The organism is Stenotrophomonas sp. yr243 (genome assembly GCF_900184195.1).
GTDB classification, from domain to species: Bacteria; Pseudomonadota; Gammaproteobacteria; order Xanthomonadales; family Xanthomonadaceae; genus Stenotrophomonas; species Stenotrophomonas lactitubi.
Genome location: NZ_FXWT01000001.1, coordinates 1082246 through 1096663, shown reverse-complemented (window position 1 = coordinate 1096663; position 14418 = coordinate 1082246). Strand labels below are relative to the sequence as shown.

Here is a 14418-nt window from a genome sequence, read left to right as displayed (position 1 = left end):
CCTTCTGCGATGAAGGAAAACACGCAATGACTGCGGGGCGGCAGCGCTCGATGTGGGTGGCCGGGCTGTCCACGGTGGTGGAGTGGTACGACTTCACCCTGTATCTGTACTTCGCCACGGTGCTGTCGCGGGTGTTCTTCGGCGGCGGCCAAGAAGCGATGCTGGTTACCTTGGCCGGCTTCGCGGTGTCCTACCTGATGCGTCCGCTCGGTGCGCTGTGCTTCGGCCACCTGGGTGACCGGCTCGGCCGGCGCTGGATGCTGCTGGCCTCGATGGCGCTGATGGCGGCGGCCATGCTGGCCACCGCGTTGCTGCCGACGGCGGCGACCGCCGGCGCGACGGCTGGCGTGCTGCTGTTGATCCTGCGATGTGTAATGGCATTCTCGGTGGGCGGCGAATACACCGGCGTGGTTGCCTATCTGCTGGAAAGCGCACCGGCGCGACGACGCGGCCTGGTCACTTCGTTGGCCTCGGCGGCCAGTGAAGTGGGCGCGCTGCTGGCGGTGGCGATCTCCGCGCTCACCGTGGCGCTGTTGCCTGCGCCGCAGCTGGACAGTTGGGGCTGGCGAATCCCGTTCTTCTTCGGCGCGGCGCTGGCACTGGTGATCCTGATCGCGCGTTCGGGCATGCACGAATCGCCGGAGTTCGAACGGCAGCGACGCGAAGGCAGCATTCCCGCCACGCCGCTGCGGCATGTGCTGCGCAACCATCCCGGTGCGGTGGCACGCACGTTCGCGATTTCCGCGCTGGGATCGATTACCTACTACGTGGGCATCACCTATGTGCCGGCGTTCCTGCACGCGCAGGGGCACGACGAAGGCGATGCGCTGTGGCTGTCGACCATTGCAGCGGTGGCGGTGATCGCGATCACTCCGCTGTGCGGGGCGTTGTCCGACCGCTTTGGGCGACGTCCGCTGCTGCTGGGGCTGACGGTACTGGCGGCGCTGCTGCCGTTGTCGATGTTCGGCTGGATGGCGTCTGCTGCGCCGCTGGGCATCGTGCTCGCAGCGGTGATGCTGGCCTGCGTGGCCGGTGGCATCAGTGCCGTGGCGGCACCGGCCACGGCAGAACAGTTCCCGGGCGAGGGCCGGGTCAGTGGACTGGCGTTGGGGGTGACCATGGCCACCGCGGTGTTCGGCGGGGCGACGCCGTGGCTGGCGCAATGGTGGGTGGAACGCAGCGGCTGGGCAGCGGCGCCGGGGGCGATGATCGCGCTGGTGGCGGTGCTGGTGCTGCCGGTGCTGTGGACGCTGCCGGAGACCGCGCCGAAGACCCGCCCCGTGTCCCGGGGCGGGCAGTGAGCGCTTAGACCTTCAGGGTCTGCTCGATGTCGGCCAGCACCGCAGCCGCATCAACGCCAATGGCAATCGACTGCAGCACGTGGCCATCCCACACGCTGGGGCCGAAGCCCATGCCTTCCGGCTTGGGAATGGTCATGCCACGGGCGACGCCGTCGGTGGCCACGCGCACGCTGGCGCGCTCGAACTGGAACAGCTCCGGGCGGGTCAGGGCGATGCAGGCGCAGCAGTCGTGCACGACCATGCCCTTGTGGCCGGCCTGCAGGTAGAAGTCGACGTAGTCCTGCGACAGCGCACGCACCAGCTCGGCATCGGCGCCACCGATGGCGGCCAGTTTGTCCAGGCCGTCACGGTCCATTTCCACGCGGGTGGTCACGTCCAGGCCGATGGCGGTCACCGGCCAATGGGCGGTAAACACGATGTCAGCGGCTTCGGCGTCGCCCCAGATGTTGGCTTCGGCCGCCGGGGTGATGTTGCCGTTGACGTGGAACGCACCGCCCATCAGCACCACGCCACGCACCAGGCCGGCGATGTCCGGTGCCTGCTGCAGGGCCAGGGCCAGGTTGGTCATGCGGCCGACCGCCACCAGGGTCACTTCGCCCGGATGGGCGCGCACCAGGTCGATGATCAGCTGGTGGGCCGGGCGGCCGTCGGCGGCCACATCCAGGGCCTCCGGCACCGGGTGGTTGCCAAGGCCGTTGTGGCCATGGATGTGCACCGGCCAGGCTTCCGGGGTGGCTTCGGGCTGCAGCGGGCCTTCAGCGCCGCGCGCGACCGGCGCGGACAGGCCCCAGGCCTGCTTCAGGTACAGCGCGTTGTGGGTGGTCGACTCCACCGAGGCATTGCCGAAGGTGGTGGTGACCCCGATCAGGTCGATCTGCGGATGCTTGTGCAGGTACAGCAGCGCCAGCGCGTCGTCGACGCCCGGGTCGGTATCGAAAATGACTTTCAGCATGTTGTTGTTCTTCTTCTTCCGTGTGGTGCAGGGGGGCCGGCGGCCCCGAGGGCAGGCCGGCGCGCCCTACATTGTCCCATCTTCATGACAGGCAGGGCCAACCGGCGGCGGTGGTATCGTCTGCGGGCCCAAGGACGGAGAGAGAGAGCCGATGACGTTACGACCGCTGTTGCTTGTCGGGGGGCTGGCGTTGGGGTATCTGGCTGGAGCATCGCCGGCATCGGCAACGTCCGTGGCGCCCAGACCATTGCAGGCGCTGGTGGCAGAGGCCGAGGAAATCGTTGTAGCCAAGGTGCTGGGGGTGGAGATGGTCGACGGTGCTGGCCGGCCAGTGACCGACGTCAAGGCGCTCACCGGACCGGGTCTGGACAACCAGATCCATCTGGTGCTTCAGGTCAATGAGGTCCTGCGACCGGAGAAGGGTGGGCTGCGCGGGACTCTGCGGGTGCCCTTGTGGACCATGTGGCACGATTCCCTGACGGCGGCCCGCGATCGCGAAACGGGGCGGGAATGGATCTTCCTGCTCAAGCGTGATGGCCACCAACCCGTATACCCGGTTGATTTTCAATGGCCGCTGCAGGAACGCGGCCGGATCCAGGCGCTGATGGCGTCACCCTGAAGATCCCAATGCAAGGAGCTGCGCCATGCTGGCTGTGACCCTCGTCCTGATTGCCCTGGTGCTGGGGCTGAACCTGGTGGCCAGCTTCGTGGTGCTGGGGCGCGACGACCTTCCCGTCAGCAGCCGTGCCGGGCAGCTGCTGGTGGTGTGGCTGCTGCCGCTGGTCGGCGCGATCCTGTGTATGGCGATGGCCACCGCCGATGGCTCACCCGCACGGGGCGATGGCAGTGGCGGTGGGCCCGCCGATTTCTCCGGCGGCTATTCCGGAGACAGCCACAGCCAGCACAGTTACAGCAGCTCGGACTGCGGCAGCGGCGACAGCGGTGGAGGCGGGGACGGCGGCAGCTGCGGCGGCGGCGATTGACGCGAGGTTCCAGGTTGCCGGCCAGCGGCCGGCACTACCCGGACGTGACCTATCGAGGTTGCCGGCCAGCGGCCGGCACTACCGTGACCTGACCCCGCCGGGGTAGTGCCGGCCGCTGGCCGGCAACCCCATGAACTCAGCTTCCGCCTTCGGTCGGCAACGGCGCAGGCACGTTCAACAATCCGCCGCTGGCCACATACGCGGCCAAGGCCTGGCCCTGGCTGAGCAGATGCCGCTCCATCGTGCGTTCGGCGGCCGCGGCATCGCGCTGGCGGAAGCACTCCATCAGTTCGCGGTGTTCGGCCAGCGACTGCGCGGTGCGGCCCGGGGCCAGCAGCTGGCGGCCGCGATGCATCTTCAGGATGCGGTGCAGGTCGTGGGTGATGCGGATCAGCCACGGGTTGCCGGCGTAGTGCTGCACCGTTTCGTGGATGAGGTAGTTGTTGCGGTAGTACTCGGCGATGTTGCCCTCGGCGGCCGCCGCTTCCATTGCCGCGTGCAGCTCTTCCAGCTGCTGCACGCCGGCGTCGTCGATGTGCTTGACCGCTTCATGCGCACAGCGGCCTTCCAGCATCGCCATCACCGGGAACAGCTGGTTGAGGTCTTCCAGCGTCAGCCGGGTTACCCGCGCACCGCGGCCGGCATCGATCTGCACCAGGCCTTCGGCGGCGAGCAGCTTCAGCGCTTCACGCAGCGGCGTGCGGCTGATGCCCAGTTCCTCGCACAACGCCGGCTCGTCGATCCACTCGCCCGGTGGCAGGCGGTAGTCGTAGATCCGTTCGCGCACGTGCTCGGCCACCTCTTCGTACAGAGGGGCGCGCTTCTTCGGAGGACGCGGAGCGGGAGCGATGACCATGCGGAAAGTGTAACGCCAGGTAGTGCCGGCCGCTGGCCGGCAACCTCATGAAGCCATCCAGCGATCATGGGTTGCCGGCCAGCGGCCGGCACTATCACAGGCGTTTACATCCAGCCCGGCACCACGAACACCAGCCAAGCCAGCAGCGGGCCGAATGCCACCACCAGGCCGCTGTAGACCAGGAAGCGGCGGAACAGCGTTTCGCGTTCTTCCTTCGCGGCAGAGGCCACCACCAGTGCGCCGTTGGTCGAGAACGGGCTGACATCGACGATGGTGGAGGACACGGCCAGCGCGCAGATCACGCCGGCGGCGCTGAGATGGCCCTGCATCAGGAACGGCACCGCCAGCGGAATGGTGGCACCCAGCACTGCTGCCGACGAGGCGAACGCGGAGACGATGCCACCCACGTAGCAGACCAGCAGCGCACCCAGCAGCGGGATACCGATGCTGGAGACGCCGTGGCCGATGAAGTCCACGGCACCGGCATGTTCCAGCACGCCGATGTAGGTGACCACGCCGCAGATCAGCAGCACGGTGGACCAGCTGATGCCATCCACCGCACCCTTCTGGCTCTGCGGCGACAGCAGTGCCAGCACCACCGCCACGGTGATCGAGACCAGTCCGACGTTGAGGTTGTAGATCAGTGCCGCCACGCCCAGGCCGAGCAGGCCGATCAGGGTGAACAGCCGCTCGCGGGTCAGGCCCACCGCATCCAGTGCCACCGGATCGTTGGACAGGGTGCCACCACCGGCCGCGACCAGCGCACCGTGGCCTTCAATGGCGAACTGTCGCGATGATGCCTGCGGACCACCGGCCATCGCCAGTTCCGCCGTGCCGACGGTGCCCGCCGCAGTGATCGAGCCGCGACGCAGCAGCGCGATGCCGCCGAAGGCGAAGAAGCAGATCGTGGCCATCATGAAGTTGAAGCCGAGGCTGGTCAGGAACACCGCCATTTCGGTGACTTCCAGCCCGGCCTTCTGCACCACGCCATTGGTGATGCTGCCGTACACGCTGATCGGCGAGAAGCCGCCGGCCTGCGCACCATGAATCACCAGCAGGCCCATCATCAGCGGGTTGATGTTGTACTGCTTGGCAAAGCGCAGTGCGACCGGGCCGATGATCGCCACTGCGGCCGGGCCGAGCGCACCGAAGGCGGTCAGCACGGCGGTGATCACGAACATCACCCACGGAATGGCCACGATATGGCCGCGCACTGCTTTCACCGCCCAGTGCACCAGCAGGTCGATGGTGCCGTTCTTCTGCGCGATGGCGAACAGGTAGGTGATGCCGACCAGGGTCAGGAACAGGTCACCCGGGAAGCCGGCGAGGACTTCCTTGCCCCCCATGTCGACCCACAGCCCGCCGATGATGAAGGCCAGCGCGAAGGCGACGGCACCCATGTTGATCGGCATCGCGGTGGCGACGATGAACATGATCACCAGACCGATGATCGTTGCAATTTGTGGAGTCATGCGCCCTCCCAGACACCTGATTCGCGTACTGCACGGATGGAAGCCCGCCATCCCGGGGTATGGCCTGTTACGTACTGCGCGTTACGTACTGCTCAAACCCGCTACTGCTCAACCCCGTTACTGCAGCCGCTGCAGGGCGCTGCGGACCCACGCCGCCGCGCCGTCCAGGCTCTGGAATTCCTCGATCGCGCGCACCTCACAGCATGGGTAGGCCGGCGCGATCATGCGTGCCAATGCATTGCCCGGGCCCAGCTGCAGGAACACCCGCGCGCCGCGCTCGAAGGCCTGGCGCATCACCTGTGCCCATTCGATGGTCTGCGCCAGCTGCGCGGACAACGTATGCACCGTCGTCGTGGTGTCGCGCACCGGCCGTGCATCGATGCCAGCCAACAGCGGCAGACGAGGGGCATGCAGGGTGGTGGCTTGCAGCGCCGCGGTAAACGATTCGACTGCCGCCGACAGCAGTGGCGTGTGCGCCGGCACATGCACCGGCAGCAGGCGTACCTCTGCGCCCTGCGCGTGCGCGGCAGCGGCCATCGCCTGCAGGGCCGGCAACGTGCCGCCGACGATGAAATGATCTGCGCCGTTGGCGATGGCCACGTGCGCACCGTGCGTGTCGCACAGCGGCTGCAGCGTCTGTCGATCCAGGCCGAGGATGGCCTGCATGCCCGCACCGGCGGGACTGGCAGCATCCATCAAACGCGCGCGCTGGGCCGACAGCGAAAGGCAGGTGGTGGCATCGAAACTGCCAGCAATGGCGTGCGCCGCCAGTTCGCCAATGCTGTACCCGGCCAGCACGATCGGGCTCGGCAGGGCATCGCGCAGGACATGCCATTGCGCGATGGTGGCAGCGCACAGCAGTGGTTGCGCCTGTGCGTTGTCGAAGCGGTCGTCGGCGGCCGCGGCAGCGAACACGTCGCGTCCCAGTACGTCACCCGCCGCGTCCAGTACCGCGCGTGCAGCGGCGATGCCACGTACACGGTCGAACATCGCCGGATGCTGCGCACCTTGTCCGGGGCAGAGCAGGGCCAGGCTCACGCACCCTCCTGCTGCAGCAGGAACCAGGCGCAGGCCAGCAGATCGGCACTGCCACCCGGGCTGAGCCGACGCATCACGAATGCATCGCCCATGGACTGCAGGCGCATGCGCCAGTCCGGCGCGAAGGCGCCGCCCGAGGAAAGAAATGTGCTCGCTTGTTGCTGGGCCCAACGCAGGCCCTCGGCGCCACCTCGGTGCAGCAGGTTCAGATCGTCCACCTGTGCCACCAGCTGCATCAGCGTATGGCACAGCGCGGCATCGCGCGGCAGGCCGCTACCCAGCGCGTGGCGCAGGGTAGGCAGGGCCAGCTCGCGCAGCACCGGGTAACCGGCGGCTGCCTGTTCGCGTACCCCGCAGACTCCATGCCGTGCACGCGCGCGCTGTCCCGGGCTGTGCGGGTCCAGTGGCGCCGCGATGAGCGCGTCTTTCCACTGCTGGACCGCCAGACACACCTGTGCGCCGGATATGGCATGGCCATGCACGCGCTGGCACCCAGCAGCGGCGGCTACCAGCAGGCCAAGGCTGAAGATCGCACCGCGATGGGTGTTGATACCGGCGGTGGCCGCCAGCATGGCCGTTTCGGCGGCAATGCCGTGATCGCGCAGCACAGTGAAGGGGGCACCCGCGGCACCGGCCCTGGCCACCGCAGTGAAGTAGTGGCGCAGTGCGAACAGGCTGCGCAGGAACGTGCTGGCATCCATGTCGTCATGGCTGCCACTGTTGAACGGCGTGACCAGGCCGGGTTTCGGGGCGCAGGCCAGCTCGGTGTGCAGGCTGGCAATGGCCAGCCGTCCCAGGCGTGCGCTGTCGACTACCGCGCCGCGTGCAGGCAACTGCTTGCGGGCGGCGATCATGCGATCGCCTCGCGCGTGGCGAACAGCGCATCACGTGCTTCCAATGCGGCTCCATCCAGGCGTTTCACCAGCACCTGGCGACTGCGGCCGGCAAGTTCGCGCCAGTTCACCGCGCCGCCATCGGGCAGGCACAGCTCGCCATCAAGACGATGCGGATGGCGGCTCTCCCATGCCAGCAGCTGCGCGATCAGCGCCTCGGCCTGCGCGGCATCGGCCACCTGCCACAGCAGGTCAATGTCCGAACGCTCATGCACGTAGGGCAGGGCAGTCAGCCATTGCCATGCGAAGGCGCCGAACACTCGGGCCGGTGCCAGTGCCTGCAGGTCGTGAAGTGATTCCTGCCATGCCTGCGGCACAGCGGCGTCGCCTGCTGCCAGCAGCTCACTCAATGCCGGCGGTGCATGCATGCGAGCGACGTCGCGCAACGGCACGCGCAACGACAGGCGCTGCTTGCCCTCGGCCGGTGGCAATGGAACGCCCAGTCGCAGGCGCGGATCGGGATCATCCGCTGCACGACGCGCCACCACCGCAGGCAAGCCCTGCGCCAGCCATGCGGCAAGGCGCGGCTCGTGCGTGGGCACGTCGGCCCGCCAATCGGCATCGGCCGACAGCCAGACCAGCGTGTGCCGGGCAGGCCGCTCAGGCATTGCCCTGGCTCACGGCAACGGCCACCTGCGCAGCCAATGTGCGGCCACCGCGTTCGGCGCCCAGCGCCGCGCGATGGTCACCGTCGGCGGGTGCGCGCAGTGCTTCCAGCAGGTGACGCGCCAGGTCGCCATCCCACAGCGATTGCACTGCGCCCATCGCTACATAGTTCTCCACGCCCGGCGCGAACACCGGCGAGGTCAGGCTCAACGCCTGCAGTTTTTCCAGCGGCTGCTTGGTCACCCGTGCCATCGCGCGCAGGTCCATCACCCGCACCTGCGCATCGGGCAGGGCATGAATGTGGTCGGCCATCAGCCCGAACGACAGGAAGCCGCCGCTGACCGACTCGCCATACACCAGCGTGACCAGGCGCGCACCACGACGGCGGGCCAGGTCCAGGGTCTGTGCGAGGTGGGCGAAGTAGCCGTTGATGCCCAGCAGTTCATCGCGGCGCGCCAGGCGCTGGCCGGCGGTATCGACCAGCATCACGATGGGACGCTGCGGATGTACAGCGGTGCTGGCCAGCACGGCATCGGCCAGCACCAGGGCGTGATCCACGCCCACTTCGATCTTGTCGGTGGTGCCGATCACCGTCACCTCGCCGTCGTCGGTGGTCGCTGTACCGGTCAGTACCGAATCGTTCACGGCGATTGCATGGCCACGCGGAAACAGCGCGCCCAGCAGCGTAGTCAATGGCATGCTCATGGCAGGCTCCGGCACGCGGTGGCGGCAAGGAAGGCATCGGTTTCCAGCAGCGCCAGGCGTTCTGGGTCCGCTATGCCCTGGCGTGCCCAGATCTGCAGGCCATCGTTGCAGTCGCCCCATGCCTCCATGCGCGCTTTCAATGCGGCGTGGCGTGCCTGCAGTGCGGCCAGCGCCGCGTCGGTATCGGCGCTGGCGGTGTCTGGCTGCAGTGCATCAAAGGCCGCCTGCGCAAACGCGCTGATCGCATCGGGCACCAGCACCTGCGCCTGGTCGATCAGGTAACGGTGCTTGCCGCCGGTCACCCGCCACACCAATGCGCGGTCGCGCGAATCGAATTCCTCCACGCCGCGCACGGTCTCGATCACCTCCGGGCCAGACAGCGACAGCCGTCCCTCCTCGGACATGATCACCGAGCTGCAGCAGCGGGCGACGATGCCCATGCCACCGAACGCGCCGTTGCCACTGCCGATCAGCGCCACTACCGGTACACCGGCTGCACGTGCCCCCAGGGCGGCGCGCATGATTTCGGAAATGGCGATCAGGCCGGCGTTGGCTTCATGCAGGCGCACACCACCGGTATCGAGCAGCAGCAGCACGCCATCGGGATGGGTGTCTGCCGCACGGCGCAGCAGGCCGGTCAACTTGGCGCCATGCACCTCGCCCACACCGCCGCCCATGAATTCACCCTGCTGCGCGGCCACCAGCACGTGTTTATCGCGCAGGCGTCCTTCGCCGACGACGATGCCATCGTCGAAGGCGGCCGGTTGGTCCAACTGCGCCAGATGAGGGCTGATGGCGCGCTGGGCTGGGCCGAGAAACTCACGGAACGATCCCGCATCGAGCAGGCCGGCGATGCGCGCGCGGGCATCGGCTTCGTAATAGCTGTTGCGCTGTGCGAGCGTCATGGCTGGCCTCCGGCACGCAGGGTCTCTACCGCCTGGTCCAGGCGCAGGCTGACCACGGCCGGTGTGGCGCCGGCATCGTTGATCGACACGCTCACATCGCGCAGGGGGTGACGCTGGGCGAAGTCGGCGATCACCGCCTGCCAGACCGTGCCGAAGCCACGCGCGGCGGTGATGATGCGCACCGTCATCGCACCGTCCAGGTCGGCCGGTTCCAGCAGGATTTCCAGGTTGCCCGAAGCCAGTACGCCCACCAGCACTGCATCGGTGGGGAAACGGACAGGCGTCGTGCCGTCGAATCGATAGTCGAGGGTTTCCATGGCGTGCCCCTTACCAGTTGCGGAAGCGCTTGGGCGGGTCGTACAGACCGCCGGACCAGCGCACCAGGTCTTTCACCGAGCGCGCGGCAAGAAGATCGCGGCTGGCATCGCGCACGCTGATGCCGAGATCGTCCGGGCGGCGGATCACTCCACGGTCGCGCAGGTTTTCCACCATGGCGCGGTCCCGTCCCCTGCCGACGGCGGTGTAACCGGCCACGCCGCGGATCGCCTGCTCGCGTTCTTCCGGGCTGCGGCACAGCAGCAGGTTGGCGATGCCTTCCTCGGTCAGCACATGGCTGACGTCGTCGCCGTAGATCATCACCGGCGGCAGCCGCATGGCCGCGCGTTCGGCCAGTTCCCAGGCATCGAGGCGGTCGACGAAGGCCGGCGCCATGTGCTCGCGGAAGGTTTCCACCATCTGCACCACCAGCTTGCGCCCACGCGGCATTTCGCCCGGTCGCGCGGCCTGCTGGCCCGCCTTGATCCAGGCGTCGCTGGCATGGCGACGGCCACGTGCATCCGAGCCCATGTTGGGTGCACCACCAAAGCCGGCGATACGGTCGCGCGTTGCGGTGGAGCTGTTGCCCTGCAGGTCGATCTGCAGGGTGGAGCCGATGAACATGTCGCAGGCATACAGCCCTGCGGTCTGCGAGAACGCGCGGTTGGAGCGCATCGAACCATCGGCGCCGGTGAAGAACACATCCCCGCGCGCGGCGATGTACTTCTCCATGCCCAGTTCCGAGCCGAATGAGTGCACCGATTTGACGAAGCCCGATTCGATGGCCGGAATCAGCGCCGGGTGCGGGTTGAGCGCCCAGTGCTGGCCGATCTTTCCCTTCAGCCCCAGCGATTCGGCGTAGGTAGGCAGCAGCAGTTCGATCGCCGCAGTATCGAAACCGATGCCGTGGTTGAGGCGGTTCACCCCGTACTCGGCGTAGATGCCCTTGATCGCCATCATCGCCATCAGCACCTGGATCTCGGAGATCTGTGCCGGGTCGCGGGTGAACAGCGGTTCGATGTGGTTCGGACGCGGCGCCTGCACCACGAAGTTGACCCAGTCCGCAGGAATGTCGACGCGGGGCAGGGTATCGACGATCTCGTTGACCTGGGCGATGACGATACCGCCACCGAACGCGGTGGCCTCGACGATCACCGGCGTGTCTTCGGTGTTGGGGCCGGTGTAGAGATTGCCATGGCGGTCGGCGGCCTGCGCTGCCACCAGTGCCACGCGCGGGGTGAGGTCGATGAAGTAGCGGCCGAACAGTTCCAGGTAGGTGTGGATGGCACCGATCTGGATGCGCCCTTCGGCCACCAGGTTGGCCAGCCGTACCGACTGCGGCCCGGAGAAGGAGAAATCCAGCCTGGAGGCGATGCCGCGCTCGAACACATCCAGGTGCGAGGGCAGCGACAGCACCGACTGCACCATGTGCAGGTCATGCACGCGTGCCGGGTCGAGGTCGGCCAGCGCCTGGGCGAGGAAGTCGGCCTGCTTCTGGTTGTTGCCTTCCAGGCAGACCTTGTCGCCCGGTTCCAGCAGCGCGTGCAGCAGCTCGGCGACATCGCCGGCCGCCACCTCGTGGCCCCTGGCCCATGGCGCGGCGCGTTGCAGCCGCGCCTGGCGGCCCCGCTCCAGCGTGTCCCAGCTCGGGTTCATCGACGGACTTCCGAATGGTGTTGGAATAATTACGCCATAATTATGGAGGGGTGTGCAACCCGCAGCGCAGCAAATCTGACCGCCTGGCGTGCCGACCAACGATCGGCACCCACCAAATGGCACCCACCAAAAAGAAGGGCCCGCGCGTAGGCGGGCCCATCCAGGTAGGCCACGACCGTTGGTCGTGGCGGGGTGAGAGCGTGCCGACCAACGGTCGGCACCCACCGGGTTTCCGCCGCGCGCCTCAGAACTTCCAGCGCAGGCTGGCCGCCACGAAGCGCGGTTCGCCGTAGTTGTTGTAGTCCAGGTTGGCCCAGTAGGTCTTGTCCAGCGCGTTGCGCACGCTCAGCGTCGCCGTCCAGTTGTCGCTGATGCGGTAGTTGGCGTTGAACTGCACCAGCGCATACGCCGGCTGGTTCACCGTCACCGTGGTGCCCACACCCACCGGGTAGGGAATGTTGTAGCCCTGCACCTTGCTCTGCCACTGCACGCCACCGCCGATGCTCAGGCGCTCCAGCGCGCCGCGCAGCTGCAGCTGGGTATTGAGCTGCAGCAGGTTTTCGGCCGGATTGGCGTACAGCAGATCGGTGGCCGCACGGGTCACCTTGACGTGGGTATAGCCAGCGTTGACCGTCCAGCCTGGCAGGATCTCGCCGTTGACGTCCACTTCCCAGCCGCGCGCCTTGGTGCCGTTGACACCGATGAAGGCCGAGCTGCCGTCGCTGAGCGAACCTTCCGGCACGCCCATGTCACGCACCGCGTAGTTGTCCTGCTTGGCTTCGAAGATCGCCGCGTTGGCGGTCAAGCGGCCGTCGAACCACTGCGTCTTCAGGCCCGCTTCCAGATTGGAGCCCTGTACCGGCGCCAGCAGGTTCTCGTTGCGGTCCTTGTTGTTCTGCGGGTTGAAGATCTCGGTGTAGCTGGCATAGGCCGCCACGTTCGGGGTGATGTCGTACACCAGGCCCACGTACGGGGTGACTTCATCGCTCACCTTGTACGCGCCGCTGGTAGCGGTGTAGCTGCCGGCGGCGTTGTAGGCACGAGTCTGGGTCTGCCAGCGGCTCAGGCGTGCGCCGGCGATCAATGCCAGCGGATCGGCCAGGCGCAGGCGCGTGGCCAGGTAGAAACCGCTCTGCGTGGTCTTGGCTACGCGGCGTGCGCCGGTGAGGGTGTACGTGACTTCGGAGATGTCGCCATCCCAGGTGTGCACGTTGGGGATGTAGTAGCAGCGCTCACGACCACACGTCGCCCAATCGCGCGGATAGTTCAGCGCCAGGGTATTGGTGGTGCCTTCCAGGTCGGCCCACTGTGCGCCCACGGTCACGTCGTGCTCCTGGCCCCACAGGTTGAAGGTGCCGGTCAGGTAGGCGTCGACGTTGCGGCGGGTGTCTTCCGAATCACCGGCGGCGGTGCGCAGGTAGATGCCCGCGCCTGTCACCGGGTCGGGATTGCCGGTGCCATACAGGCGCATGTTCTGCACGTTGCCACGGGTGTAGGCGGTGTTGATCTTCAGCAGCCAGTTCTCACCGAAGCGCTGTTCCAGGTTGGCGAATACCGTGCTGGTCTCGCGCTGCCAGTAGCTCCACTTCGGCGCCAGGTTGGTCGAGCGCGGCAGATGCGCGAAGTTGCCCTTGCTGCCGAAGAACGGCACGGTGCCCCAGGTTGAACCCACCGGGTTGTTGTCCTGGGTCTGGTAGCCGACGGTGACCGTGGTGCTGTCGGTCACATCGCCTTCCAGCACGGCCATGCCGGCCATCTTGTTCTCTTTGTAGCGGTCGTAATAGAAATCACGATCGGTATAGGCGGCGACCACGCGGCTGCGGAAGCGGCCGTCGGCGGTCAGCGGCGCGGTCACGTCCGCCTCCATGCGGCGGTAGTCCCAGCTGCCGGCACTGACCGAGAACGAGGCGTCGAACTCCTTGCCCGGGCGCTTGCGCAGCAGGTTCACCGTGGCCGACGGCACGCCGGCGCCGCTGAGCAGGCCGTTGGCGCCGCGGATCACTTCCACCCGGTCGTAGAAGGCGGTGTCGTATTCCTGGTTGGTCGAGCCGCTGTAGGTGGGGATGCCGTCCACCTGGAAATCGGTGATGGCAAAGCCGCGCGCGTAGTACAGCGGGCGCTGGGTGTCATAGAAGGACACGCTGACGCCGGTGACATTGCGCATCACGTCGTTGAGGCTGAACAACGATTCGTCCTGCAGGCGCTGCAGGCCGATCACCGTGGAGGACTGCGGCGTTTCCTGCAGGGTGATCGGCAGGCGGGTGGTGCTGGACGGCGGCGCGGACTGCTCGGCGCGCACGCTCACCCGGTCCAGGGTCTTGGCGTCGCCCGCATCGGCAGCGACATCGGCAAACGCCGACGGTGCAGCCACGGCGAGGGAGGACAGCAGCGCGGCGGGCAGCAGCGCACGGCGGGGCAGGCGGGTACGGAACGTCAGGGACATGGTGGGCTCGAAGCGTGGAGGCGGGGAAGGGCGGCAACAGTCGTCCAGCACCCGGGCGGCGGCTTCGGGCACATCAGGTCCATCTGGGAGTGGCGCGGTCACTGCGCAGGATGCAAATGTAAATAATTCTTAACAGCATTACAATTCGCGTCATTGCGCAGGGGTTTGTCGGCGCCTGGCAGGGGCTGGAGCGGGGTCGGATCCCGTTGCCCAGGCAGCGGGCTCTGACCCCGCCCTCGGCGCTCAAGCGCGGGTCAGGGCCCTCCCGCACGGGAGTGATCCGATCCTCAACC

General features: G+C 67.4%; 14 protein-coding genes. 3 read left to right on the top strand and 11 right to left on the bottom strand.

Annotation, left to right across the window (positions count from 1 at the left end):
- Positions 1-26: 26 nt before the first annotated feature.
- Complete coding sequence (locus QOL57_RS05180) at positions 27-1301, top strand: MFS transporter (RefSeq protein ID WP_089239478.1); 1275 nt, start codon at positions 27-29, stop codon at positions 1299-1301.
- A 4-nt stretch (positions 1302-1305) separates the two neighbouring features.
- On the opposite strand, the gene QOL57_RS05175 is transcribed toward QOL57_RS05180, so the two are convergent.
- Positions 1306-2253, bottom strand: a complete 948-nt coding sequence (locus QOL57_RS05175; protein ID WP_089239480.1) for a nucleoside hydrolase — start codon at positions 2251-2253, stop codon at positions 1306-1308.
- A gap of 259 nt (positions 2254-2512) precedes the next feature.
- On the opposite strand from QOL57_RS05175, the gene QOL57_RS05170 reads away from it, so the two are divergent.
- Together QOL57_RS05170 and QOL57_RS05165 are read left to right on the top strand one after the other, a co-directional pair.
- Positions 2513-2872, top strand: a complete 360-nt coding sequence (locus QOL57_RS05170; RefSeq protein WP_141134251.1) for a hypothetical protein — start codon at positions 2513-2515, stop codon at positions 2870-2872.
- Between the two features lie 25 nt (positions 2873-2897).
- Positions 2898-3236 (top strand): hypothetical protein, encoded by a 339-nt coding sequence (locus tag QOL57_RS05165; RefSeq protein ID WP_089239484.1) that lies wholly within the window; start codon positions 2898-2900, stop codon positions 3234-3236.
- A gap of 136 nt (positions 3237-3372) precedes the next feature.
- Here QOL57_RS05165 and QOL57_RS05160 read toward each other — a convergent pair whose 3' ends face one another.
- From QOL57_RS05160 to QOL57_RS05115, 10 genes are all read right to left on the bottom strand, one after another.
- Complete coding sequence (locus tag QOL57_RS05160; RefSeq protein ID WP_089239485.1) at positions 3373-4092, bottom strand: GntR family transcriptional regulator; 720 nt, start codon at positions 4090-4092, stop codon at positions 3373-3375.
- A gap of 104 nt (positions 4093-4196) precedes the next feature.
- The gene (locus tag QOL57_RS05155) at positions 4197-5564 is read right to left on the bottom strand and encodes an SLC13 family permease (protein WP_089239486.1); all 1368 of its coding nucleotides are present in this window, start codon (positions 5562-5564) and stop codon (positions 4197-4199) included.
- Between the two features lie 117 nt (positions 5565-5681).
- A complete protein-coding gene (gene mdcH / locus QOL57_RS05150) occupies positions 5682-6602 on the bottom strand; it encodes a malonate decarboxylase subunit epsilon (RefSeq protein ID WP_089239488.1) in 921 nt (306 codons plus the stop codon).
- A complete protein-coding gene (gene mdcB, locus QOL57_RS05145; protein ID WP_089239490.1) occupies positions 6599-7456 on the bottom strand; it encodes a triphosphoribosyl-dephospho-CoA synthase MdcB in 858 nt (285 codons plus the stop codon). The genes mdcH and mdcB overlap by 4 nt, the downstream gene beginning before the upstream one ends.
- Positions 7453-8103, bottom strand: coding sequence for a malonate decarboxylase holo-[acyl-carrier-protein] synthase (gene mdcG / locus QOL57_RS05140; protein ID WP_089239492.1), 651 nt, complete (start codon positions 8101-8103; stop codon positions 7453-7455). The genes mdcB and mdcG overlap by 4 nt, the downstream gene beginning before the upstream one ends.
- A complete protein-coding gene (mdcE, locus tag QOL57_RS05135) occupies positions 8096-8800 on the bottom strand; it encodes a biotin-independent malonate decarboxylase subunit gamma (protein ID WP_089241218.1) in 705 nt (234 codons plus the stop codon). The genes mdcG and mdcE overlap by 8 nt, the downstream gene beginning before the upstream one ends.
- A 2-nt stretch (positions 8801-8802) precedes the next feature.
- On the bottom strand, positions 8803-9711 hold the full coding sequence (locus QOL57_RS05130) for a biotin-independent malonate decarboxylase subunit beta (protein ID WP_089239494.1): 909 nt from the start codon (positions 9709-9711) through the stop codon (positions 8803-8805).
- On the bottom strand, positions 9708-10028 hold the full coding sequence (mdcC, locus tag QOL57_RS05125; RefSeq protein ID WP_089239496.1) for a malonate decarboxylase acyl carrier protein: 321 nt from the start codon (positions 10026-10028) through the stop codon (positions 9708-9710). Before mdcC ends, QOL57_RS05130 begins: the two co-directional genes overlap by 4 nt.
- A 10-nt stretch (positions 10029-10038) precedes the next feature.
- Positions 10039-11682: a malonate decarboxylase subunit alpha gene (gene mdcA / locus QOL57_RS05120; RefSeq protein ID WP_089239498.1), complete on the bottom strand. Its 1644-nt coding sequence runs from the start codon at positions 11680-11682 to the stop codon at positions 10039-10041.
- Positions 11683-11926: 244 nt separating this feature from the next.
- Positions 11927-14125 carry a TonB-dependent siderophore receptor gene (locus QOL57_RS05115; RefSeq protein ID WP_089239500.1) on the bottom strand — a complete coding sequence of 733 codons (2199 nt, stop codon included), beginning with the start codon at positions 14123-14125 and terminating at the stop codon, positions 11927-11929.
- Between the last annotated feature and the right edge of the window lie 293 nt (positions 14126-14418).

Coding starts and splice junctions, on each gene's coding strand:
- QOL57_RS05180 (WP_089239478.1), top strand. CDS start 27: ATGACTGCGGGGCGGCAGCGCTCGATGTGGGTGGCCGGGCTGTCCACG.
- QOL57_RS05175 (WP_089239480.1), bottom strand. CDS start 2,253: ATGCTGAAAGTCATTTTCGATACCGACCCGGGCGTCGACGACGCGCTG.
- QOL57_RS05165 (WP_089239484.1), top strand. CDS start 2,898: ATGCTGGCTGTGACCCTCGTCCTGATTGCCCTGGTGCTGGGGCTGAAC.
- QOL57_RS05160 (WP_089239485.1), bottom strand. CDS start 4,092: ATGGTCATCGCTCCCGCTCCGCGTCCTCCGAAGAAGCGCGCCCCTCTG.
- QOL57_RS05155 (WP_089239486.1), bottom strand. CDS start 5,564: ATGACTCCACAAATTGCAACGATCATCGGTCTGGTGATCATGTTCATC.
- mdcB (WP_089239490.1), bottom strand. CDS start 7,456: ATGATCGCCGCCCGCAAGCAGTTGCCTGCACGCGGCGCGGTAGTCGAC.
- mdcG (WP_089239492.1), bottom strand. CDS start 8,103: ATGCCTGAGCGGCCTGCCCGGCACACGCTGGTCTGGCTGTCGGCCGAT.
- mdcE (WP_089241218.1), bottom strand. CDS start 8,800: ATGCCATTGACTACGCTGCTGGGCGCGCTGTTTCCGCGTGGCCATGCA.
- QOL57_RS05130 (WP_089239494.1), bottom strand. CDS start 9,711: ATGACGCTCGCACAGCGCAACAGCTATTACGAAGCCGATGCCCGCGCG.
- mdcC (WP_089239496.1), bottom strand. CDS start 10,028: ATGGAAACCCTCGACTATCGATTCGACGGCACGACGCCTGTCCGTTTC.
- mdcA (WP_089239498.1), bottom strand. CDS start 11,682: ATGAACCCGAGCTGGGACACGCTGGAGCGGGGCCGCCAGGCGCGGCTG.
- QOL57_RS05115 (WP_089239500.1), bottom strand. CDS start 14,125: ATGTCCCTGACGTTCCGTACCCGCCTGCCCCGCCGTGCGCTGCTGCCC.